Source organism: Streptomyces sp. NPDC040432, assembly GCF_055595445.1.
In genome coordinates this window covers 1-20,890 of sequence record NZ_JBVIVP010000045.1, presented here as the reverse complement: position 1 = coordinate 20,890, position 20,890 = coordinate 1, and the positions used below count along the sequence as shown (strand labels likewise).

Below are 20,890 nucleotides of genomic sequence, written 5' to 3'. Positions count from 1 at the left end.
GCGACCTCGCGGGCGATCCGGGCACCGGACTCCGACAGCTCGAAGTTGCGTTCCGGGATGTCGTACTCCGCGAGGGCGGCGAAGTTCGCGCCGAACGTGTTCGTCTCGACGCAGTCGACACCGACGGAGAAATAGGCCTCGTGGACCGAGCGGACGATGTCCGGGCGGGTGACGTTCAGAACCTCGTTGCAGCCCTCCAACTGCTGGAAGTCCTCCAACGTCGGGTCCTGCTCCTGGAGCATCGTCCCCATGGCCCCGTCGGCGACGACCACACGGGTGGCGAGCGCCTCCCGAAGGGCGTCGGCCCGATGGACCTGCTCGGCGCTCATGAGACGGCCACCAGCCAGGGCTTCAGCTCGGCGACCGCGGCGCTGCCGTAGACCCGGTCGACGCGGCCGATCAGGTCGGACGGGAGGAGCTTGTACTCCTGGGTGCCGACGGATTCCAGGACCACTGTGGCGAGCGCGCAGCCGAGGCGGGCCGCGGTCTCGTACGACAGGCTCCACGCGAGGCCGGCGAGGAAGCCGGCGCGCAGGGCATCGCCCACGCCGGTCGGGTCGGCGGCGATGTCCGTCGGGACGGCGGGGATGTCCTCCTGGCCGCCGTCGGCGGTCAGGATCGAGACCCCGTCGGCTGCGCGCGTCACGATCCAGGTGCCGACCCGCTCCAGGACCTGTTCCTCGCTCCACCCGGTGCGCTCGCGCAGCAGGGCGCTCTCGTATTCGTTGGTGAAGAGGAGGTGTGCGCCGTCCACGAGGCTCCGTGTCTGCTCGGCGTCGAGGCGGGCCAGCTGTTGGGAGGGGTCCGCCGCCACCGGGATGCCAAGCGCGTGGGCGGTCGCGGTGTGGCGCAGCATCGCCGCGGGGTCGTCGGCGCCGACGAGGACCAGGTCGGGGCGTCCGCAGCGGGCGACGACCTCCCGCAGGTCGATCTCGCGGGCTTCGGCCATGGCGCCCGCGTAGAAGCTCGCGATCTGGTTCTGGTCCCGGTCCGTCGTGCACACGAAGCGGGCGGTGTGCAGCGTCTCACTGACCCGGACCGATGTCGTGTCCACCCCGGCTTCGACGAGGCGTCGGCCGTGTTCGGCGAAATCGACACCGGCGGCGCCCACAAGCAGGGGCCGCAGGCCGAGCCGGCCGAGGCCGAAGGTGATGTTGGCCCCCACGCCGCCCTGGCGCACCTCCAGTTGGTCGACGAGGAACGACAGTGACACCGTGTCGACCTTGTCGGTGATCAACTGCTCCGCGAAGCGTCCGGGGAACACCATGAGGTGGTCGGTCGCGATGGAGCCGGTCACAGCGATTCGCACAACTCTTCTCCTAGCAACTGTGGGCAGGGCGGCGCGGGCGGGCGCTCACGCCAGGCCGGCGGCCTTGCGCAGCGCGTCGACGCGGTCGGTGCGCTCCCAGGTGAAGTCGGGGAGCTCGCGGCCGAAGTGGCCGTAGGCGGCGGTCTGCGCGTAGATCGGGCGCAGCAGGTCCAGGTCGCGGATGATGGCGGCCGGGCGGAGGTCGAAGACCTGGCCGATCGCGTCCTCGATCTTTTGGGTGTCGACCGTGGCGGTGCCGAAGGTCTCCACGAACAGGCCGACGGGCTCGGCCTTGCCGATCGCGTACGCGACCTGGACCTCGCAGCGCGAGGCCAGACCGGCGGCGACCACGTTCTTGGCGACCCAGCGCATCGCGTACGCGGCCGAGCGGTCGACCTTGGACGGGTCCTTGCCGGAGAAGGCGCCACCACCGTGACGGGCCATGCCGCCGTACGTGTCGATGATGATCTTGCGGCCGGTCAGGCCGGCGTCGCCCATCGGACCACCGATCTCGAAACGACCCGTCGGGTTCACCAGCAGCCGGTAGCCCTCGGTGTCCAGCTTGATGCCCTCCTCAGCCAGCTGCGCCAGCACGTGCTCCACCACGAACGTGCGCACGTCCGGCGTCAACAGGGCATCCAGGTCGATGTCCGCGGCGTGCTGCGAGGACACGACGACGGTGTCGAGGCGGACGGCCTCGTCGCCGTCGTACTCGATCGTCACCTGCGTCTTGCCGTCGGGGCGCAGGTAGGGAACGATCCCCTCCTTGCGGACCTCCGTCAGCCGCCGCGACAACCGGTGCGCGAGGTGGATCGGCAGCGGCATCAGCTCGGGGGTTTCGTCGCAGGCGTAGCCGAACATCAGGCCCTGGTCGCCGGCGCCCTGCCGGTCGAGCGCGTCCTCATCGCCCTCGACCCGCTTCTCGTAGGCGGTGTCGACACCCTGCGCGATGTCCGGGGACTGCGCGCCGATGGACACCGACACGCCGCACGAGGCGCCGTCGAAGCCCTTCTTCGACGAGTCGTAGCCGATCTCCAGGATCTTCTCCCGGACGAGCTGCGCGATCGGCGCGTACGCCTTCGTCGTCACCTCGCCCGCGATGTGCACGAGGCCGGTCGTGATGAGAGTCTCCACGGCCACGCGCGAGGTCGGGTCCTCGGTGAGCAGCGCGTCGAGGATCGTGTCGCTGATCTGGTCAGCGATCTTGTCGGGGTGACCCTCGGTCACGGACTCCGAGGTGAACAAGCGACGGGACACGAGTGACTTCCTCCTGCTGGGGTGGGCGGGGGCGGCGAGAATGACGGTCGTCGACCACTCTGGAGAGCGGCTCGAACAGGAAACGCGTACTCGTCCGGAAGTCGCGGAACGTCGAGGATCGTTCGAGCCAGGGACGAACCGGCTCGCGGACGATCGTGTGCATGAAGATTCTCTTTGTGGCAGGCGGCAGCTCGGGAGTCGTTTTTTCCCTGATCCCCCTGGCCCAGTCGGCGAAGAACGCGGGCCATGAGGTCGTGATGGCCGCGCCCGAGGACTGCATCCGGATCATCAATGGTGCCGGAGTGCCGGGTTTCGCCGTCACCTCGAAAACGATGAAGGACTTCCTGTACGACCGAAGGGGGGTGCTGCAGGAGATACCGGAGGACCTGCACGAGCGGTACCTGTTCAACGGGCGCTGCTTCGGCCGGTACGCCGCCGCGTGCGTTGACGGGCTGACCTCTCTGATCGACCGGTGGCAGCCGGATCTCGTGGTCGGCGGGGTGCTGGCCTTCGCCGCCCCGCTGGTCGCCGCGTACGCGGGGGTGCCCTACGTGAAGCACGCCGTGGACATGGGCGAACCCCGCACGATCGACCTCGCGGCAGCCGCCGAGCTCGGGCCGGAGCTGGAGGCCTTCGGGTTGTACGAGATGCCTTCCGCCGATCTGTTCATCGACACCTGCCCGCCCTCGCTGCGCACCGCCGACGCCCCTGCGGCGCAGTTGATGCGGTACGTGCCGTACACCTCGCAGCGGCCGCTCGCGCCGTGGATGTTCGACAAGGGGGACCGACCGCGCGTCCTGGTCAGCGCCGGCAGCCGGGTCACGAAGGACTCCGACTTCGAGATCCTGTCCGGATTGGTCACGAAGGTGGCCTCGCTCGACGTCGAACTGCTGGTGGCGGCTCCGGACACGGTCGTGGACGAGCTGGGTCCGCTGCCCGACAACGTGCGGGCCGGCTGGATCCCGCTCGACGTGGTAGCACGGACCTGTGACCTGGTCGTGAGTCACGCGGGCGGGAACACGGTGCTCGGCAGCATGGCGGCGGGTGTCCCCCAGATCCTCATCCCGTACCTGCCGTACGTCGTCGGATACACCGAACGGCTCAGTGCCTACGGTGCGTCCAGGATGGTCCGCCCGGAGGACGACTCCCCCGAGAACATCGCCGACGCCTGCCAGGAGGTCCTCGCGAGCCCCGAGTACCGGGAGCGCGCCCGGGCCATCTCCGCGGAGATGGCCGAGCTGCCCCTGCCGGCTGATGTCGTGGGCGTTCTGGAGCGACTGGTGGCCTGACATCCGGCCACCCCCGAGCTCAGGCGTCGATACCCAGGCGGCGCGCCGCCTCGGTGAACGTTCCTGCCGTCTCCGGCAGGGCGTTCACCGCATCGCGGTACGCGGCTCGCTCGGTGGCCAACCGATCCCGTTCCACCGGATCGTAGAGCAGCCGTTCGAGACCGTCGACCAAACCCTCCTCGTCCAAGAGCTCGGCACGCAGAAGGGTTTCGGTGAACGGGTTGGCGTCGAGCAACGGGCGCAGTACCTCGTTCCACCTGAGCGGCCACATGTGGAAGTCGGGCAGAGTTCCCGGGTAGGAAGTCAGCCAGTCCCGCACCTCGTTCCCCAGGCCACCGAGTTCCCGGTCAAGCCGCGCGATGGCCGGCTCGCCGTCCACGGCATGGTTGTTCACCGCGAGGAGACCCGGTACGTCGGCGAGGACAGCCCGCTCCAGCGCGTAGCTGGGCAGGTGGAACGAGAACACCCCGTCTGCGGCGCCCAGCAGCCGGTGGTACTCTCCCGCCGTGTATTCGGGGCGGTGGTGCACCCGGTCTCCGAGTCCTGCGAAACCTTCGAAGAGCGGGCCGGTCATCAGGAAGTGGGTGTCCTGCGGGAGCCTTCCGAGGTAGTGCCCGAGCAGCCGAGGCAGCCGGCCGGCCAGTTCACGCGTGGGTTCGCCCGCATGGACCTGCATGAGCTGCTGCCAGGGCAGGGTCGGCACCATCAGCAGGCGCTGTCCGCCGGTGAGCCCGAGGGAACGGCGCACCTCGTCCCGGACAGCTCCTGCGAGTGGTTCGATCGTACGGTTCGCCCGATACGGCAGTCCTCGGCCCGAGTCGGTGATCCGCGGGCGGTTCATCGGCACCGGCAACAGTTGCACGGGCATGCGCAGGAGGTTGTCGTCCACCTCCATCGTCGTACCGAGAATCTCGACGCGGCGGCTCGTGCTCTCCAGGTCGTAGAGGTCGATGGGGATGACCGGCAGCCCGAGGTCCTCGACGAACCACGGATCGGTGCGGTATCCGACTCGGAAGGTCATCCAGTGGGCCAGGTAGTCGACGAGGATGACGGCGTCGGGCCGGAACTCCTTGGCCACCTGGTGCACGACGTCGCGGACGCCTTCGCCGAGCCCGGGTTCGACCAGCGTGTACGGCGTCTTCGCCGCGCGCAACTGGTCCTCGTTGTAGGGGTTCACCACGAAGTGGCTCTCGATGCCCGCGTCGGCCAGTTGCTCGGCGAGGTCGAGGCCGATGGTCACCTCGTGGAGCGTCTTGGCGAGCGCGGCGAGGAAGAGGAGTCGCATCACGGGTTCCTATCGCTTGGCGTCGACGGCCTTGCGCAGGGCGGCCGCGACCGTGCGCACGTCGTCGTCGGAGAGGCCCGGGTGCAGCGGCAGGCACAGCGTGCGACCGGAAGCCGTGTCGGAGGCCGGCAGGACCTGTCCCTCCGAGCGGTAAGCGGCGACCTTGTGCAGGGGCGCGTAACGGAAGGTCGTGTAGATGTCGGCGGCCAGCAGGTCGCCAGCCACCTCGTCGCGGATGTTGGCGTCCAGCTGTACCCAGTAGAAGTAGTACGTGGACCGGTGACCCTCCGGTAGCGACGGCGGCAGCTCGATCCCCTCGGCTCCAGCGAGTTCCCGGTCGTAGAGCTCCACTATCTCCTTGCGGCGCGCCACGAACTCCGGCAGTCGGCGGAGCTGGACCCGGCCGATGGCCGCGGTCATGTCGTTGCCGATGACGCGGCGGCCGGGCTCGGGGATGTCCAGCTCCCACCAGCGGTGCGAAACCTTGGCGTGACCGAATCCACTGGGTTGGGCGAGGCCGTGGTAGGCCAGACGGCGCGCCCGGGAGGCCAGCTCGGGGTCGCGGACGTAGAGCATGCCGCCATCCCCGGTGACCAGGACCTTCATCGCGTCGAAGCTCCACATGGCCAGGTCGCCGAAGGTACCTACGGCCTGACCGTCGACTCGGGAGCCGGCCGAGCAGGCGGCGTCCTCGATGAGAGTCACGCCACGGTCCGCACACAGCTCCGCGACGGCCTTCACGTCGCCGGGGTAGCCACCGTAGTGCAGCACGATGACGGCCTTGGTTCGTTCGGTGAGGGCGTTCTCGACGTGCGTCGCGTCCGGGTTCAGGGTGCGCGGGTCGACATCGCAGAACACGGGCCGGGCGCCCACCGCCAGCACGGCGTTGGCGGCGGCGAGGAAGCTGAGGGAGGGGAGTACGACCTCGTCGCCCTCCTTGAGATCCAGGCACTCCAGTGCCAGGAAGAGCCCGGCGGTTCCCGAGTTGAGGAAGATGACCTTCTCCGCTTCCACGCCCAGGTGGGCGGCGAACTCGGCCTCGAACGCCTTGGTGCGCGGACCGTGGCCGAGCCACTTGTCGGCGAACACTTCGGCCACGGCGGCGAGTTCCTCGTCTCCGGTCTGCGGCTGGAAGAGATGTATCACGGTGGTCCCCTCTGATCCGGACAAGTGTCCGCGATCGTCGCCAGAGGGGCTCGACGGGGATTCGAGAGCTGCTGGAACAGCAGGATCCCGCCGCCGGTCCCACTCGTCCGCGCGGGCCGTGCAGTGGGTCTCCAGCCACTTTCGAGACCCGGCACTCATCGTGTCCGGCATCGGACTTTCCCTTGAGCGAGGTGCCTGGGCATGACCACGTACGAAGCGAAGACGGCCGACGAAGTGGGCGAGTACTTCGACGACCGCAGTTGGCTGTTCGGACTGAGCGGCTTCAACCTGCACATTGGCTACTTCGACGACAAGTCCCCGGGTACCGATCCGAAGGAGCGGCACACCGAGGTGATGATCGAGGCGTCCGAGCTGCGTGCCGGCGACCGCCTCCTCGATGTCGGCTGCGGCTTCGGTCGTCCGGCGATCCAGGCGGCCAAGGTGAGCGGCGCGAGCGTCGTGGGCGTCAATGTCAGCCTGGAACAGGTCCGGCAGGGTGAGAAGCTCGCCCGGGAGGCCGGCGTCACCGAGCAGGTGACCTTCGAGCAGGCCGACGGCATGGCCCTGCCCTACCCGGACAACTCCTTCCACGCGGTGTGGGCCTCCGAAGCCATCATGTACATGTCCGACCGTCCGAAGGCCCTCCAGGAGATCGAACGAGTCCTGGTGCCCGGCGGGCGGTTCGTACTGTCCGACTACGCGGAGCGCACCGACCTCTCCCCCGAGCAGCGCGTGGCGCTGCGCGAAGGGTTCACCGTCGAAGCCCTGCCGACGCTGGAGGGGTACCGGAAGCTGCTGCTGGATGCCGGCTTCGAGATCACCCGGTTCGAGGACGCGACGCCGCACCTGCACCGGTCCGCGGCTCGTATCCCCGACGTGCTGGACGAGAAGTACGCGTACATCGCCGAGCGCGGCGGCAAGGAGTTCGCCGACGAGTTCAAGGCGATGCTCTCCAAGGTCGGCGTCCTGGAGGGCGAAGTGCTCGGCTACGTGATCGCGGTGGGTCGCAAGGCGGGGGACCACGAGTGACGACGTCCAGAACCGGCGGACCGTCGGCGGTCTCCGCCGACGGATCCCGGCTCCCGTCCCTGACCGGCATGCGCTTCATCGCCTCCCTCATGGTGTTCGTGTGTCATGCCGCGGTGTACGGAATCTTCAACGACAAGGACCTAGGGGCCGCCCTCGTCACCTACGTGTCGAAGCTGGGCTTCGTGGGAGTCGGCTTCTTCTTCATCCTCAGCGGCTTCGTGCTGACGTGGTCCGCCAGGGATACGGACCGGCCCCTGACGTTCTGGCGCCGCCGCCTGGCGAAGATCTTCCCCAACCACCTGGTGACCTGGGCCGCGGGCCTGTTGCTCATGACCTGGATCGGCGGCTACGCCGCGACGGTGAGCAACACCGTGCCTTCGTTCTTCCTGATCCAGGCGTGGTTCCCGGTGGAGGACGTCTTCTTCGGTACGAACGGCCCGAGTTGGTCGCTGGCCGCCGAGCTGCTGTTCTACCTCTCCTTCCCCTGGCTGGTGCGGTGGGTGCGCGCGATTCCCGCTCAGCGGCTGTGGACCTGGGCGGGAATCCTGTTCGCGGGCGTGGTCCTCGTCGCGCTGGCGTCCCAGCTGCTGCCCAGCGACCCGGAGATGCCGTACTACCCAATCTCCTGGTACCAGTACTGGTTCGTCTACTGCTTGCCGCTGACCCGATTGCTGGAATTCGCCCTCGGCATCGTCATGGCGCGGATCGTGCAGACGGGCCGCTGGATTCCGCTGAGCCTCGGCGGTGCGCTGCTGACGCTCATTCCCGGCTACGCGCTGACGGTCTGGCTGCCCGACGCGTACGGCATCGTCGCGCCGACGGTCATCCCGCTGGCCCTGGTCGTGGCGGCCGGCGCGGCCGCCGATGTGAAGGGCGCCCGCTCGCCCTTCCGCGGGCGCACGATGGTGCGCCTGGGGGAGCTGTCGTTCGCCTTCTACATGGTCCACATGCTGGTGATGTGGTACGGGCCGATGGGCCGGGTGCCGGGTCGTACCTGGGACACCCTGCCCGCCCTGGGCATGATCGCCCTGACGTTCGCGTTGACGACCGCCGCCGCGTGGCTCCTGTACCGCTTCGTGGAGGTGCCAGCCGTACGACGCTTCAGCAACACGCGCAAACGGCCGCCACTCGCCCCGGCCGCACCGGACCGCCCACTGACCGACGTGGCGGGGTGAGGGGATGGACCTGGGACTCACCGGCCGCACGGTGATCGTCACGGGCGCCTCCGGTGGCATGGGACGGGAAGTGGCCCGTACCTTCGCCGCCGAGGGAGCCGATGTCGTCGTCGGCTACGCCTCGAACGCCGCCGACGCCGAGGTCACGGCCAAGGAGGTGGAGCGGGCGGGGGGCCGCGCGCTGATCGCGCCCTACGGGCTCGGCGAACCGGAATCGGCACGTGCCCTGACGGACGCGGCGCTCCAGTGGACCGGCCGCGTCGACGTGCTCGTCAACAACGCGCTGCGGCCGTTCGGTTTCCGGCCTCCCGGCGACAGCTTCGAGGAGGTCGGCGACGACTGGCGGTCCAAGCTGCACGACAACATCGACGGCCCCGTCGAACTCACCCGCCTGGTCGCTCCGGTGATGCGCCGGCAGGGCTGGGGCCGCATCGTGCACATCTCGTCGAGCCTGGTCACCGAAGGCGTGCTGGAAACCGACCAGGGCCGCATCGGCGCGGAGTTCTACGCGGCGGCGAAGGCGGCGCTGCACGGTTTCTCCCGCAGTACCGCCTTCAGTTTGGGCCGGGACGGGGACATCCTCTCCAACGTGGTGGTTCCCGGGCTGACCCGTACCTTCCGCAACGAGGAGCGAATGGCCAACAGCATGGGTGTCGCCGAGCGGTACTCCGCCCGGGCACCGCTCGGCCGGCTCCTCGACGCGACCGAGATCGCTCGGGTGGTCGTCTTCCTCGGCTCGGCCGCCAACACCGGCATCACCGGGCAGAGCGTCTCTGTGACCGCGGGCGCCTGATCCACCGAGACGAGCGGGACGGCCCTCTTTCGAGGGCCGTCCCGCAGTCGTTCCACCGGACATCAGGACATGAAGGACGTCAGGACATGAAGGACGTCACCAGGTCAGGCCTCCGTTGATCTCCAGCACGTGCCCGTTGACGTAGGACCCGCTGTCTCCCGCGAGATACACGGCAGCGTCGGCAACCTCCTCACCCGTACCCATGCGGCCCAGCGAAACCTTGGGCGCGTACTTGCTCCAGACCGCCTCGTTCGCCTTGAGCAGCTTGCCCATGCCCTCGTCGATGAAGCCGGGGGACAGGCAGTTGACCGTGATCCCCTTGGGAGCCAGCTCCAAGGCGACCACCTTGCTGAACATCTCCACGGCCGCCTTGGTCGCGCAGTACGACGACGCGCCCGGTGTGGGGCGGCTGCCGAGCGCAGAGGACAGCGTGATGATGCGGCCGGCATCGCTCCGCTCCAGGTGCGGCACTGCCGCCTGGACGCAGTGGAAGAGACCGTTGACGTTGGTGTCGACGACGTCGGCCCAGTCCGAAGCCGACAGGCCCGCGACCGGTCCGGACCGGCTCAGCCCCGCGTTCGCCACCAGGATGTCGACCGCCCCGAATCGTTGTGCCGCGGCTTCCATCAACGCGCGCACGGACTCCGGATCGCGAACGTCCGCCTGATGGAAGACCGCGTCGTCCCCGTACGGTTCCAGCGCCTCCCGGGCGCCTTCCCGGCCCCGTGCGGCCGCGACGACCCGCGCCCCCTCGGCGATGAACGCCTCAGTGATCTTGAGCCCCAGGCCCTTCGTTCCGCCGGTGACCACGGCGACCTTGCCCTTGAGTTTCACCATTCAACCCCGCTCAACGTCGGACGGCTTTCCTCGCCAGGCTCTCCGGATCCGGTCTCGAATCGCTGGAGAACCATTGGAAGAGTGGAATTCGAGCCAACTTCCAGAGGCCGGTTTTAGCGTCCATCCGCTGTCAGTCAGCAGCACCGACTCTGGAGGAGACCCCTTGACCCGCAAGACCACCGCGCGCCGGGCCGCCGCCGCGACTTCCCTCGTCTTGGCGGGAGTGATGGCTGCCTCGGGCACCGCGATCGCCGCCCCCGCCACCGTGCCGTACCTGTGCCGCGTTCCGGAGAACGGCCAGTGGAGCGAGTACTCCAGCAACCGCGCCTTCGACGTCACCGCCCCGGCCACGGTGCACCCGTTCCAGGTGTTCACCATCAAGTACACGCCGGGTCCCTTCCCCCTCAACGCCGCGTACCAGAAGGAGGTCCGCAACGTCGCCCTCAAGGTCTCCATACCGGCGGGTGCCGTGCTGATCAGCCAGAAGCTGACCGGCGGCAGCAACCTCGGCGGCTCCACCCAGTCGCTGGAGGTCGTCGGCAACCAGTTCGTGGTGAAGGCCACCGGGCCTTTCTACGGCGGTTCCACCTTCGAGCTTCCCTCGATCGAAGCGAAGTTCACGACGTTCCAAAAGGGCACGCTGGTGACCTCGGCCGGCGGCTCCGGCTTCGACAACCCGGGCCTGTCGATGAAGCGCCTCGACACCACGATCAACGACTTCACTCCGGTTCAGTGCTACCCGAATCCGGCCACCCCGGTTCAGCTGTCCAGCACGACCGTTCAGTAACAACGCACTCGACGCCGGCCGGAGGCTCCGCCTCCGGCCGGCGTCGAGTGCGTTTCGAGCAGGACACCACTCACCTGCGGCAACGTGGAATGCCCCACGCCGCTTAGGCCGTCTCCTTCGGATCTTGTCGAACAAGTCCGCGAGGGACGGCCTGGCCGCCGACCGGTTCGTCCGGCGCGGTTCCCTCCCACAGAAAGGCCCGGATGAGCAGCGAACCCACCAGCCCGTCGGCCGCCGGCGACGCGTACGTCTCCGCCGAGCTCTACGCGCGGATCCAGCAGTTCTACGCCGACCAGATGGGCCTCATGGACCACGGCCACGCCGAGGAGTGGGCCGCGACGTTCACCGAGGACGCGGTCTTCCAGGGTGCGGTGTCCGGTCGCGCCGCGCTCGCCGACTCCGCTCGGGCCCATACCCGGAGGCTGGCCGAGGAGAAGGCGGACTTCCGTCACTGGATCGGCATGCTGGACGTTCGCCCCGAGGCGGACGGCAGTCTGCGCACCCGCGCGTACGCGCTCACCGCGCGCACCGTGCACGGCGAGGCACTCCAACTGACGGCGAGCGTCGTGTGCCGCGACCACCTCGTGCTTCAGGACGGCCGGTGGCGGGTGAGCCACCGCAGTCTGCGGCGCGACGGTACGGCTTGATTCTTTCTTCCTCCCATCGCTTGACCTCAATTCGGCTTGAGGTTTTACGTTCTTCCGCAGGGCCCCTCACCGGAGCCAAGCGGAGCAGCAAATCGATTACCCAGAAGGGGCGTTGACTATGAAGGCAGCAGGCTTCCACGCGTTCGGCGGACCAGAAGTACTTGAGCTCCTTGAGGTGCCCGCACCTCAGGCAGGCCCCGGCGAGGTCCGGGTCCGGGTCAAGGCGGCAGGCGCTCAGCCGACCGACTGCGCCGTGCGCTCCGGATGGAACCCGCCGGGCTTCACGATCACTTTCCCCCACGTCACCGGTGGTGACTTCGCCGGTGTCATCGACGAGATCGGCGAGGGTGTCACGACCTTCCGGGTCGGCGACGAAGTCCTCGGGTACCGCACCCAGCTCACCTACGCCCAGTACGTGACCGTCCCCGAGGACCAGATCGTCGCCAAGCCGGCCAGTCTCCCCTGGGAGGTCGCCGGCAGCCTGTCCGCGTCCGGCCAGACGGCGCACACGGCCATCGAGCTGCTGAAGGTCGGGGAGGGCGATACCGTCCTCATCAACGGTGCCGCCGGCGGCGTCGGCACCATCGCCGTGCAGCTCGCCGTGCTGCGTGGCGCGAAGGTCATCGCCACCGCCCGCGAGGACAACCACGCCTACCTCCGTGAGCTGGGCGCGATCCCCGTGACTTACGGCGACGGGCTGGCGGACCGTATCCGCGCGGCCGCTCCGGAAGGCGTCGACGCCGCTCTGGACACGGCGAGCGCCGAAGGTCTGCGGGTGGCCGCGGAGCTGGTGGAGGACAAGGAGCGCGTGGGCACCATCTTCGCCTTCGACGTCTACCAGGAGCTCGGGGTCCGCTGGATCGGCAGCCAGCGCTCGGCCCAGCGGCTGGGTGAACTCGCCGGTCTGGTCGACCGCGGCGACGTCAAGGTCCACGTACGCAAGACCTTCCCGCTGGCCGAGGCAGCCGAGGCCCACCGCGAGCTGGAGACCGGTCACGGCCGGGGCAAGATCGTCCTGCTCGCCGACTAGCCGTCCCCCCGGGGGCCGCGGAGCGACCGCTCGCCTTCCTCCACGGCCCCCGGCTCGTCATCGCCCCTTGTATTCATGTGAAAGAGGTACCGTCATGTCCGGCAACCCCCTCAAGGTCGGCGTCCTGGTCGGAAGTGTCCGCACGGGCCGCTTCGCTGACAAGATCTCCCAGTGGTTCGTCTCCGAGGCCGGTCGGCGCGATGACATGGAGATCCATGTCATCGACCTGTCGGAGCCCGCTCTCGTCGAGGAGCTGAAGCTCAACCTGGAGCCGCTCGGCGCTCCAGGCGAAGCGCCGAACCTGGCCGCGCGGATCGACGGGCTCGACGCATACGTCGTCATCACTCCCGAGTACAACCACGGCTACCCGGCCTCGCTGAAGCTGGCCATCGACTACGTGTACAGCGAATGGCGCGCCAAGCCCGTCGGTTTCGTCTCGTACGGCGGTATGGCGGGCGGTCACCGGGCCGTCGAGCAACTGCGACAGGTCTTCGCCGAACTGCACGCGGTGACCATGCGCGACACCGTGAGCTTCCACAACGCGTGGGAGAAGTTCGACGACGCGGGCCGGCCGCATGACCTGGACGGCAGCTCGAAGGCCGCGTCCGTCCTCCTCGACCAGCTCGCCTGGTGGGGTGTCACCCTCCGCGAGGGCCGCACCGCACGACCGTACGGCGGCTGATCCCCGTGGGTGAGGTGCGTTCCGCGGCAGAGACCCCGGGTACCCCCGAGCACCGGGCCGTCATGGTGGTCATCGCCGGCCTCATCCTGGGTCTGATGCTCTCTGCCCTCGATTTCGTGATCGTCTCGGCATCCATGCGGACGATCGCCGATGAGCTGCACGGGCAAACCCTGCAGGCATGGGCGACGACCGCGTACTTCGTGACGGCCACGATCGCGACCCCGCTGTTCGGGAAGCTCTCCGACATCTACGGCCGCAAGCGGCTCTACATGGCGGCGATCACGATCTTCCTGATCGGGTCGTTGCTGTGCGGGCTGGCCACCACGATGTATCAACTCGCCGCGTTCCGCGCGGTGCAGGGCATCGGTGGTGGAGGCCTGGCAGCGCTTGCGTTCGCCATCATGGGCGACATCCTGACGCCCGAACTGCGGGCCCGTTACCAGGTCTACTTCTCCTCGGTGTCCGCGGTGGCCGGCGTCGCCGGGCCGCCGGTCGGAGGCCTGTTCGCCAGTGCAGACACCATCCTGTGGATCGATGGATGGCGCTGGGCGTTCCTGATCAACATCCCCATCGGTCTCGTCGCGCTGGTCGTCGTCGGGTTCCTGTTCAAGATGCCTTCCAAGCGTCGTGCGCAGCGTGTTGACTTCGGTGGGGCGGCCTGGCTCGTGGTCGGCCTCGGACCGCTTCTGGTGGTGGCCGAACAGGGTCGCGACTGGGGCTGGGCCTCGCCGCTCTCGCTGTCGATGATCGCCCTCGGCCTGGCCGGCATCGCGGCGTTCCTGTTCACCGAGCGCCGGATGGGAGATGCCGCGGTCATCCCGCTACGGCTCTTCCGCGACCGGGTCTTCTCCGTGATCAACGGTGTGAACGTCATCGTCGGCATCGGGGTGTTCGGTTCGCTCATCTTCCTGCCCCTGTACCTCCAACTGGTCAAGGGCCAGTCCCCCGGTGAGGCGGGACTGATGCTGATCCTCCAAACAGCTGGTGTACTGACGACCAGTCGGGGTTTCAGCAAGGTGATCAACAGGTCGGGGCGCTACCGGGACTTCCTGCTGGCCGGCATGGGTCTGGTGTCCCTGACGTTGTTCGCACTGGCCACCCTCGTCGCGGCCTCGTCGCTGTGGCTCGTGGGGGCACTGATCTTCCTCCTGGGCGCCGGTGTGGGCATCTGCTTCCCCGTCACGCTGATCGCCCTTCAGAACAACTCCCGCAAGGAGGATATGGGCGTGGCGAGCGCCGCGTACTCCTTCTTCCGCGGGATCGGCGGCGCCGCCGGCACCGCGTTGTTCCTGTCGATGATGTTCGCCCTTGCCGCCGGACGCATCGCGGACGCGGTCGACAGGGCGTCGGGCAGGCCCGAGTTCAGCGCCGCCGCGGCCGACCCGGCGGTCAGCGCGGACCCGGCCAACCAGAAGGTGCTGGACACCGTGAACGGTGCGGGCGCCGTGGACCTGAACGACACCTCGTTCCTGTTGCACGCGGACCGCAGGATCGCGGCGCCGGTGGTCGACGGCATAGCCGAGGCGATGAGCACGGTCTTCCTGGCCGGCGGATGCGTCATGCTCGTCGGCTTCCTGCTCTCGTTCCTGCTGCCTCGTGCGAAGCGGACGGAACAGGAATCCGCTTCGGCGACCGAGGGCGCCGAAGCGAAGGTTCCCTGACCGGGACGAGCAGGCGCCGCCGGGGCGCCGCGGACGAACACCGTCCGCGGCGCCCCGTTCGTCGTCACTCCGGCCCTCGGGAGGCAGGGGTGGGATCAGTCCACCAGCCGGGGGTCCGGGGCGGGACGCGGAGTGACGCGCCGCATTTCGAGGAACGCGTCCTCCGCGGCCAGCGCCCGGAAGCCGTCCCACAGCCGGCCCGCCCGCTCACCCGCCGGAACGGCCCGAAGGACGGGGCCAAAGACGCCCACCGCACCGTTGACCGAGATCACGGGCACCCCGATGACGTCGAGCTCACGGCCCTCGCGCGGGATGGATTCGTGCGCGGCGCGCAGCGCGCCGTCCCGTTCGGTCGAGTCGAGTGCGCTGATGAGCGTGCCCGGCAGACCCGTTTCTTCAAGAGCTCCGGCAACGGCCTCCCCAGTCTGTTCGAGGAGAGAGACCTGAAGGTCCCGCTTGGCCTGCTGCGACATGCCGCGGGTGCGCTGGAACAGTTCGTCGTAGATGCCGCCCGCACCGTGGAAGCGCCGGGCGATCGCCTCGTACAGCGGGGCGACGGCCTCCTGTCCGTTCCTGTCCCGGGCCGCGGCGAGGACCCGGACGGGTCCCGGAGCCGCCTTGAGGAATCCGGGGTGCTCTTGCTCCACGCCGGGGGAGCCTTCCAGGTATCCGAGACCGGTCAACCGCAGGCACAGCTCCATCGGACGGACCGATTCGGCCTGGCGCAGCCACTGGTAGGTGATCCAGGTCCAGGCGCAGAGCGGATCGGCCCACAGGTCCACCCGGTCCCGGGTCTCCCCGTCGTCGCCGGGCGGCCTCGGCACGCTGTTCGTCATCGTCAACTCCTGCAATGGGAAGACACAAGGACGAACAACGCCACCACGCCGAACAGGAGGCTCCCTGGAGGACCGCTCGACCGCCGCCGGCGGACGGCCGCACCGGCGGTTCAAACGGCGGTGGGCAGGGCCCCCCATCCGTCGAACTGGGAACCGGCGAGAGAACCCGCGCGCTCCTGGGGACCGGCGTCGCGCAGCGCGTCGGCGATCTCCATGACGTAGCGCCCGTACCCGGACTTTCCGAGGAGCGCCCCGAGCCGGTGGCACTGCTCCGCGTCGATGAAGCCCATGCGCAGGGCGACTTCCTCCACGCACGCGATGCGCAGGCCCTGGCGGTGTTCCAGTGTCTGGATGTACTGGCCCGCGTCGAGGAGCGAGTCGTGGGTGCCGGTATCGAGCCAGGTGAATCCGCGCCCGAGGTCCACGAGCTTCGCCTTGCCGCGCGCCAGATAGTCCAGGTTGACGTCGGTGATCTCCAGCTCGCCACGGGGCGAGGGCCCCAGGCCGCGGGCGATGGACACCACGTCGTTGTCGTAGAAGTACAGGCCGGTGATGGCCCGGTTGGAACGGGGCTTCGCCGGCTTCTCCTCCAGCGAGATCAGCCGGCCGTTCTCGTCCGCCTCGCCCACGCCGTACCGCTCCGGGTCCCGCACGGGATAGCCGAAGAGCAGGGCGCCGTCGGTGTGCGGCATGTGTTCCTGGAGCAACAGGGAGAAGCCGGGACCGTGGAAGATGTTGTCGCCGAGGACCAGCGCCACCGAGTCGTCGCCGATGTGATCGGCGCCGATGGTGAAGGCCTCCGCGAGCCCCCGCGGCTGCTCCTGCTCCGCATAGGTGAGATTGATCCCGAGCGTGCTGCCGTCGCCGAGGACCGTGCGGAACTGCGGCAGGTCCCGTGGCGACGAGATGATCAGGATGTCCCGGATCCCGGCCAGCATCAGCACCGACAGCGGATAGTAGATCATCGGCTTGTCGTAGACCGGCAGCAGCTGCTTGGACACCCCCAGGGTGATGGGGTACAGCCGGGTGCCGCTGCCTCCGGCCAGAATGATTCCCTTCACGGATCGTCACCTCGTGTAGTCGTCGGCCCATGGTCGTCACAAGCCCATGGCTGTTCCAGCCTGGGGGTGGCCGATCGAGCGTGAATCGAGCTGCGTACGGGACCGTCCTCCCACCTCGGGCGTCGAGCGGTGTTCCAGCGGGTCTGGACGACACCACCTCAGGGTTGTCGCGTTGCCACCCGCATTCCGCATTGCGGCACCGCCACGAACGAGCGAGGAAAGTGGTTCTGATGCCAAGCTTGCCGACGTCGGGCTCGGATCTGCGTGAAAGAGCCGAGGAGTTGGCCTCCGTAGCGGCCCAATACGCCGACCGCGCCGACACGGACCGGACGCTATCGCCCGCCGTGGCCGAGGGGATCGTCGACGCCGGCTTCGCCCGGCTCTTCGTCCCGACCCGATGGGGCGGCGACGCCGGCCCCGCGTCGTCCCTGTTGGACGCCGTCTCCACCCTTGCCGGGGGCTGCACCGCAGCCGCCTGGTGCGCATCAGTGATCGCCGGTGCGGGCCGCATGGGCGCCTTCCTTCCCGAGGCCGGGCAGGAGGAGCTGTGGGCCAAGGGCGCGGACACGGTCGTGGTGGGCGCGCTGATGCCGCGTGGCAGCGTCACCAAGGTCGCCGGTGGCTGGCGGGTGAGCGGTGAGTGGGCGTTCACCAGCGCGGTTGGGTTCTCCGACTGGGCGCTGGTCTGCGCGCTGGTGCCGTACGGCGAACAGCAGGTTCCGTGGTTCTTCGCACTGCCGCGCCAGGACTACCGGGTGGCCGACACCTGGACCTCGATCGGCATGCGCGGCACGGGCAGCAACACCCTGCTCGCCGACGACGTATTCGTGCCGGAACACCGCGGCTTCGCCCGGCAGGACATGATCGAGGGGCGCAGCGTCGGTTCCGACGCCCGCTGCCACACGGCCCCGCTGCGGCTCCTGAGCGGGCTGCTCTTCGGCGCCCCCGCGCTCGGCGCGGCCCGGGCCGCCCTGCGCCTACGCGCCGCGGATTCCCTCACGGGCCCATCCGAGGAGCGTCTCGGTACCGGCCTCGCCCGCGCGGCCATCGCCGTCGATGCGGCCGGGCTGCTGCTGGAACGTGCCGCGCACGTGGCGGACGCTCCGGCCGCGACACCGCTCGAACTGGTGCGCACACCGGCGGACTGCGCTTTCGCGGTGCAGCAGTTGGTCGACGTCGTCGAGGAACTGCTGCGGAGCTCGGGCAGTGCGGCCCAGTTGGCTGGACACCCCTTGCAGCGGATCTGGCGCGACATCCACAGCCTCGCGAGCCATGTGGCACTCCGCTTCGACCCGGCCGGCGGCGTGTACGGAGCCCGGCTCCTGGACCCCGCCGGTGGACTCAGCGCCCCGTGACCCCCGTCGACGTACCGAAGCCGGCCTGCCGGCGTACTCATGAAAGGCAGCTCGCATGAGCGACTCCACCCCCAGCACGCCACGCACGGTGGCGGACCCCTTCGTCCCGGCGGAGCTCTACGCACAGGTGCAGCAGTTCTACGCCCGCCAGATGGGCCTCATCGATGACGGTCGGCCCGACGAGTGGGCCGAGACGTTCACCGAGGACGCCGTCTTCCAGGAAGCGAGCCGGCTGAACGAGCCGCTGCGCGGCCGAGTGGCCATCCGCGACTCCTGTCGGGCGCGCCAGCTGCGGCTGGAGGAGGACAAGCTCGACTTCCGCCACTGGCTGGGCATGCTCGACGTGCGCCCCCAGAGCGACGGTTCGCTGCGCACCCGCAGCTACGCGCTGGCCATGCGCATCCCTCGCGCTGGTGCGTTGGACATCTTCGCCAGCGTGGTCTGCAACGACCACCTGGTCCAGGTCGACGGCACCTGGAAGGTAGCCGACCGCGACCTTCACCACGACGGCTCCGGCCGCGACTGACGAGGCTGAGGAGCTTTCGTGAAATTCGGGATCGTTTTCTTCCCCACGGTCGGCCCCACCGACAAGCCCGCCCAGCAGTACTTCGACGAGGCGCTCCGGCTGGTCGACCTCGCCGAGGAACTGGGCTTCGACCACGTCAAGATGGTCGAGCACTATTTCTTCCCCTACGGGGGATACAGCCCCGATCCGGTGACTTTCCTCGCCGCGGCCGCGGGCCGCACGAAGCGCGTGCGACTGGGCACCAGCGCCACCATCCCCGCCTTCCAGCACCCCGTGAAGCTGGCCGGGAAGTTGGCCATGCTCGACAACATCTCCAACGGCCGGGTCGATGCCGCCTTCGGCCGGGCCTTCCTGCCGGACGAGTTCAAGGCCTTCGGCATCTCCATCGACGAGTCGAAGGACCGTTTCGTCGAGGGCGTCGACGCCATCAAGCGGCTGTGGACCGAGGAAGGCGTCGTCTTCGAGGGCAAGTTCCACCAGTTCGGGCCAGTCACACTGCTTCCGCGGCCGCTTCAGGAGCCGCACCCGCCGGTGTTCGTCACCACGGCTCGCAGTGCCGAGTCCTGTGCCGAGGCGGGCCGGGCGGGACACAACCTCCAGTCGGTGCCGAACGTGATGTCGACCGAGGAACTCCAGAGCCGGCTGACGATCTACCGCTCCGAGTGGGCGGCCGCAGGACACACCCCGGGTACCGAGAAGATCCACTTCAGCTACCCGTGTGTCGTCGCCGAGGACGGTGAGGAGGCACGCGCCAAGGGCCGGCTCGACGACGACCGCAACTCGGCGGCGATCCGGGACGCCGTCGCGGCGTGGGGCACGACCCGCTCCGACGCCTATCCGGGTTACGAGAAGCTCTTCGACGCCACCAGGACCTCGCACTTCGAGAAGAAGATGGAGCAGCAGAAACTGCTCATCGGGGCTCCGGACCAGGTCCGGGGACAGCTGGAGCAGATCTCCGAGTGGTTCGGTGACGACATCACCATCAGCCTCGGGGTGCACTCGGGCCACCTGTCCTTCGAGGACGCGGCCACCACGATGCGTTTGATGGCCGAGCAGGTCATCCCGAAGCTGGGGGCGGGCGCGTGAGCGACTCCACGCAGCGCACCGTCACGGTGATCGGCGCGGGCACCATCGGACTGGGCTGGATCGCCCTGTTCCTGGGCCACGGCCTGAACGTGCGGGTCAACAGCCGGCGCGCGGACGCGCCGCGGATCGTCGCGGAGGGCCTGGAGCTGTTCGCGCCGTACCTGCCGGAGGGCAGTGCGGACCCGTCGACCTTCGCGGAGCGGCTGACGTTCGAGCCCGACCTGGAGCGGGCCGTCTCGGACGCCGATGTCATCGTCGAGAACGCGCCGGAGAACCTGGAGCTGAAGCAGGAGCTGTACGAGCGGATCGGCAAGGCTGCTCCGGCCGGCGCGCTGCTGCTGTCGTCGACCTCCACCCTGAACCCCGATGACATGGGCGCCAGGATGGCGGACTCCAGCAGGCTGGTCGTGGGCCACCCCTTCAACCCGCCGCACGTGGTTCCGCTGGTGGAGGTCGTGGCCGGCGAGCGCACGTCATCCGAGGCGGTCCAGGAGGCCGTCGCGTTCTTCGAGTCGGTCAGCCGCACCCCGGTGGTGCTGCACAAGCCGATCATGGCCTTCGCCGCGAACCGGCTCCAGTCCGCGCTGCTGCGCGAGTCGGTGCACCTGGTGCGCGAGGGCGTCGTGACCCTGGAGGAGCTCGACCGCGTGGTCACGCACTCCATCGGCCTGCGGTGGGCGACCGTCGGTCCGTTCCTCGCCTTCCATCTGGGCGGCGGCCAGGGCGGCCTGCGCAAGTGGCTGGGCACCCTCGGCTCGAACCTGGAGCGCGGGTGGGAGGGTCTCGGTCGTCCGCCGATGGACGACGAGACCATCCGGTCGCTGATCGAGCAGGCCGAGGCCGCGTACGGGGCGAAGACGTACGAGGAGCACGTGCGCGAGCGCGACGCCAAGCAGACGGCGATCCTGCGCTCGCTCGCCGAGGTGTCCGACCCGGCCTGAGCGGGACGGCGCCGACGCCGAAAGGGGAGTGGGGGGGGGGGGGGGGGGGGCACCCCCCCCCCCCCCCCCCCCTCCCCTCCCCCCCCCCCCCCCCCCCTTCCCCCCCCCCCCCGGAGGACGGAAGAATCCCATTTTCCTTTTTTTGGCTCCTTCCCCAC

Annotated in this window: 21 protein-coding genes; 13 read left to right on the top strand and 8 right to left on the bottom strand. The window is 69.0% G+C overall.

Going from position 1 to position 20,890, the window contains the following annotated elements:
- From ACZ58N_RS38355 to metK, 3 genes are all read right to left on the bottom strand, one after another.
- The coding region (locus ACZ58N_RS38355; RefSeq protein WP_471170134.1) for a homocysteine S-methyltransferase family protein at positions 1-329 on the bottom strand (329 nt) is incomplete at its 3' end.
- Positions 326-1,309 carry a carbohydrate kinase family protein gene (locus tag ACZ58N_RS38350; RefSeq protein ID WP_471170131.1) on the bottom strand — a complete coding sequence of 328 codons (984 nt, stop codon included), beginning with the start codon at positions 1,307-1,309 and terminating at the stop codon, positions 326-328. The genes ACZ58N_RS38355 and ACZ58N_RS38350, both read right to left, overlap by 4 nt.
- A 45-nt stretch (positions 1,310-1,354) precedes the next feature.
- Entirely contained in the window at positions 1,355-2,566 is a 1,212-nt protein-coding gene (gene metK / locus ACZ58N_RS38345) for a methionine adenosyltransferase (protein WP_471170128.1), read from the bottom strand.
- Positions 2,567-2,727: 161 nt separating this feature from the next.
- Here metK and ACZ58N_RS38340 point away from each other — a divergent pair, with 161 nt between their 5' ends.
- A complete protein-coding gene (locus ACZ58N_RS38340; protein ID WP_471170125.1) occupies positions 2,728-3,855 on the top strand; it encodes a glycosyltransferase in 1,128 nt (375 codons plus the stop codon).
- Positions 3,856-3,874: 19 nt separating this feature from the next.
- Here ACZ58N_RS38340 and ACZ58N_RS38335 read toward each other — a convergent pair whose 3' ends face one another.
- Entirely contained in the window at positions 3,875-5,140 is a 1,266-nt protein-coding gene (locus ACZ58N_RS38335; protein WP_471170122.1) for a DUF6365 family protein, read from the bottom strand.
- A gap of 9 nt (positions 5,141-5,149) precedes the next feature.
- Positions 5,150-6,286 (bottom strand): DegT/DnrJ/EryC1/StrS family aminotransferase, encoded by a 1,137-nt coding sequence (locus tag ACZ58N_RS38330; protein WP_471170120.1) that lies wholly within the window; start codon positions 6,284-6,286, stop codon positions 5,150-5,152.
- A gap of 201 nt (positions 6,287-6,487) precedes the next feature.
- On the opposite strand from ACZ58N_RS38330, the gene ACZ58N_RS38325 reads away from it, so the two are divergent.
- Genes ACZ58N_RS38325 through ACZ58N_RS38315 form a run of 3 tightly spaced genes read left to right on the top strand, consistent with a single transcriptional unit; the run spans position 6,488 to position 9,283 of the window.
- Positions 6,488-7,315 carry a class I SAM-dependent methyltransferase gene (locus tag ACZ58N_RS38325; RefSeq protein WP_471170117.1) on the top strand — a complete coding sequence of 276 codons (828 nt, stop codon included), beginning with the start codon at positions 6,488-6,490 and terminating at the stop codon, positions 7,313-7,315.
- Positions 7,312-8,490 carry an acyltransferase family protein gene (locus ACZ58N_RS38320; protein WP_471170114.1) on the top strand — a complete coding sequence of 393 codons (1,179 nt, stop codon included), beginning with the start codon at positions 7,312-7,314 and terminating at the stop codon, positions 8,488-8,490. The genes ACZ58N_RS38325 and ACZ58N_RS38320 overlap by 4 nt, the downstream gene beginning before the upstream one ends.
- A 4-nt stretch (positions 8,491-8,494) precedes the next feature.
- On the top strand, positions 8,495-9,283 hold the full coding sequence (locus ACZ58N_RS38315; RefSeq protein WP_471170111.1) for an SDR family NAD(P)-dependent oxidoreductase: 789 nt from the start codon (positions 8,495-8,497) through the stop codon (positions 9,281-9,283).
- A gap of 96 nt (positions 9,284-9,379) precedes the next feature.
- Here the strand turns inward: ACZ58N_RS38315 and ACZ58N_RS38310 are convergent, their stop codons facing one another.
- On the bottom strand, positions 9,380-10,120 hold the full coding sequence (locus ACZ58N_RS38310) for an SDR family NAD(P)-dependent oxidoreductase (protein WP_471170108.1): 741 nt from the start codon (positions 10,118-10,120) through the stop codon (positions 9,380-9,382).
- Between the two features lie 163 nt (positions 10,121-10,283).
- On the opposite strand from ACZ58N_RS38310, the gene ACZ58N_RS38305 reads away from it, so the two are divergent.
- From ACZ58N_RS38305 to ACZ58N_RS38285, 5 genes are all read left to right on the top strand, one after another.
- A complete protein-coding gene (locus ACZ58N_RS38305) occupies positions 10,284-10,907 on the top strand; it encodes a hypothetical protein (RefSeq protein WP_471170105.1) in 624 nt (207 codons plus the stop codon).
- Positions 10,908-11,110: 203 nt separating this feature from the next.
- Positions 11,111-11,554, top strand: a complete 444-nt coding sequence (locus tag ACZ58N_RS38300) for a nuclear transport factor 2 family protein (RefSeq protein WP_471170102.1) — start codon at positions 11,111-11,113, stop codon at positions 11,552-11,554.
- A gap of 118 nt (positions 11,555-11,672) precedes the next feature.
- Positions 11,673-12,584: an NADP-dependent oxidoreductase gene (locus ACZ58N_RS38295; RefSeq protein ID WP_471170099.1), complete on the top strand. Its 912-nt coding sequence runs from the start codon at positions 11,673-11,675 to the stop codon at positions 12,582-12,584.
- A 94-nt stretch (positions 12,585-12,678) separates the two neighbouring features.
- A complete protein-coding gene (locus ACZ58N_RS38290) occupies positions 12,679-13,266 on the top strand; it encodes an NADPH-dependent FMN reductase (RefSeq protein WP_471170096.1) in 588 nt (195 codons plus the stop codon).
- Between the two features lie 14 nt (positions 13,267-13,280).
- Entirely contained in the window at positions 13,281-14,927 is a 1,647-nt protein-coding gene (locus tag ACZ58N_RS38285) for an MDR family MFS transporter (protein WP_471170093.1), read from the top strand.
- A gap of 95 nt (positions 14,928-15,022) precedes the next feature.
- On the opposite strand, the gene ACZ58N_RS38280 is transcribed toward ACZ58N_RS38285, so the two are convergent.
- Positions 15,023-15,763 carry a mycothiol-dependent nitroreductase Rv2466c family protein gene (locus ACZ58N_RS38280; RefSeq protein WP_471170090.1) on the bottom strand — a complete coding sequence of 247 codons (741 nt, stop codon included), beginning with the start codon at positions 15,761-15,763 and terminating at the stop codon, positions 15,023-15,025.
- A 110-nt stretch (positions 15,764-15,873) separates the two neighbouring features.
- Entirely contained in the window at positions 15,874-16,824 is a 951-nt protein-coding gene (rfbA, locus tag ACZ58N_RS38275) for a glucose-1-phosphate thymidylyltransferase RfbA (RefSeq protein ID WP_471170087.1), read from the bottom strand.
- A 281-nt stretch (positions 16,825-17,105) separates the two neighbouring features.
- Here rfbA and ACZ58N_RS38270 point away from each other — a divergent pair, with 281 nt between their 5' ends.
- Genes ACZ58N_RS38270 through ACZ58N_RS38255 form a run of 4 tightly spaced genes read left to right on the top strand, consistent with a single transcriptional unit; the run spans position 17,106 to position 20,732 of the window.
- Positions 17,106-18,179: an acyl-CoA dehydrogenase family protein gene (locus ACZ58N_RS38270; protein ID WP_471170084.1), complete on the top strand. Its 1,074-nt coding sequence runs from the start codon at positions 17,106-17,108 to the stop codon at positions 18,177-18,179.
- 55 nt (positions 18,180-18,234) lie between these two features.
- Positions 18,235-18,705, top strand: a complete 471-nt coding sequence (locus tag ACZ58N_RS38265; RefSeq protein ID WP_471170081.1) for a nuclear transport factor 2 family protein — start codon at positions 18,235-18,237, stop codon at positions 18,703-18,705.
- 18 nt (positions 18,706-18,723) lie between these two features.
- Positions 18,724-19,791, top strand: coding sequence for an LLM class flavin-dependent oxidoreductase (locus tag ACZ58N_RS38260; RefSeq protein ID WP_471170078.1), 1,068 nt, complete (start codon positions 18,724-18,726; stop codon positions 19,789-19,791).
- Positions 19,788-20,732: a 3-hydroxyacyl-CoA dehydrogenase NAD-binding domain-containing protein gene (locus ACZ58N_RS38255; protein ID WP_471170075.1), complete on the top strand. Its 945-nt coding sequence runs from the start codon at positions 19,788-19,790 to the stop codon at positions 20,730-20,732. The genes ACZ58N_RS38260 and ACZ58N_RS38255 overlap by 4 nt, the downstream gene beginning before the upstream one ends.
- The last annotated feature ends 158 nt before the right edge of the window (positions 20,733-20,890 follow it).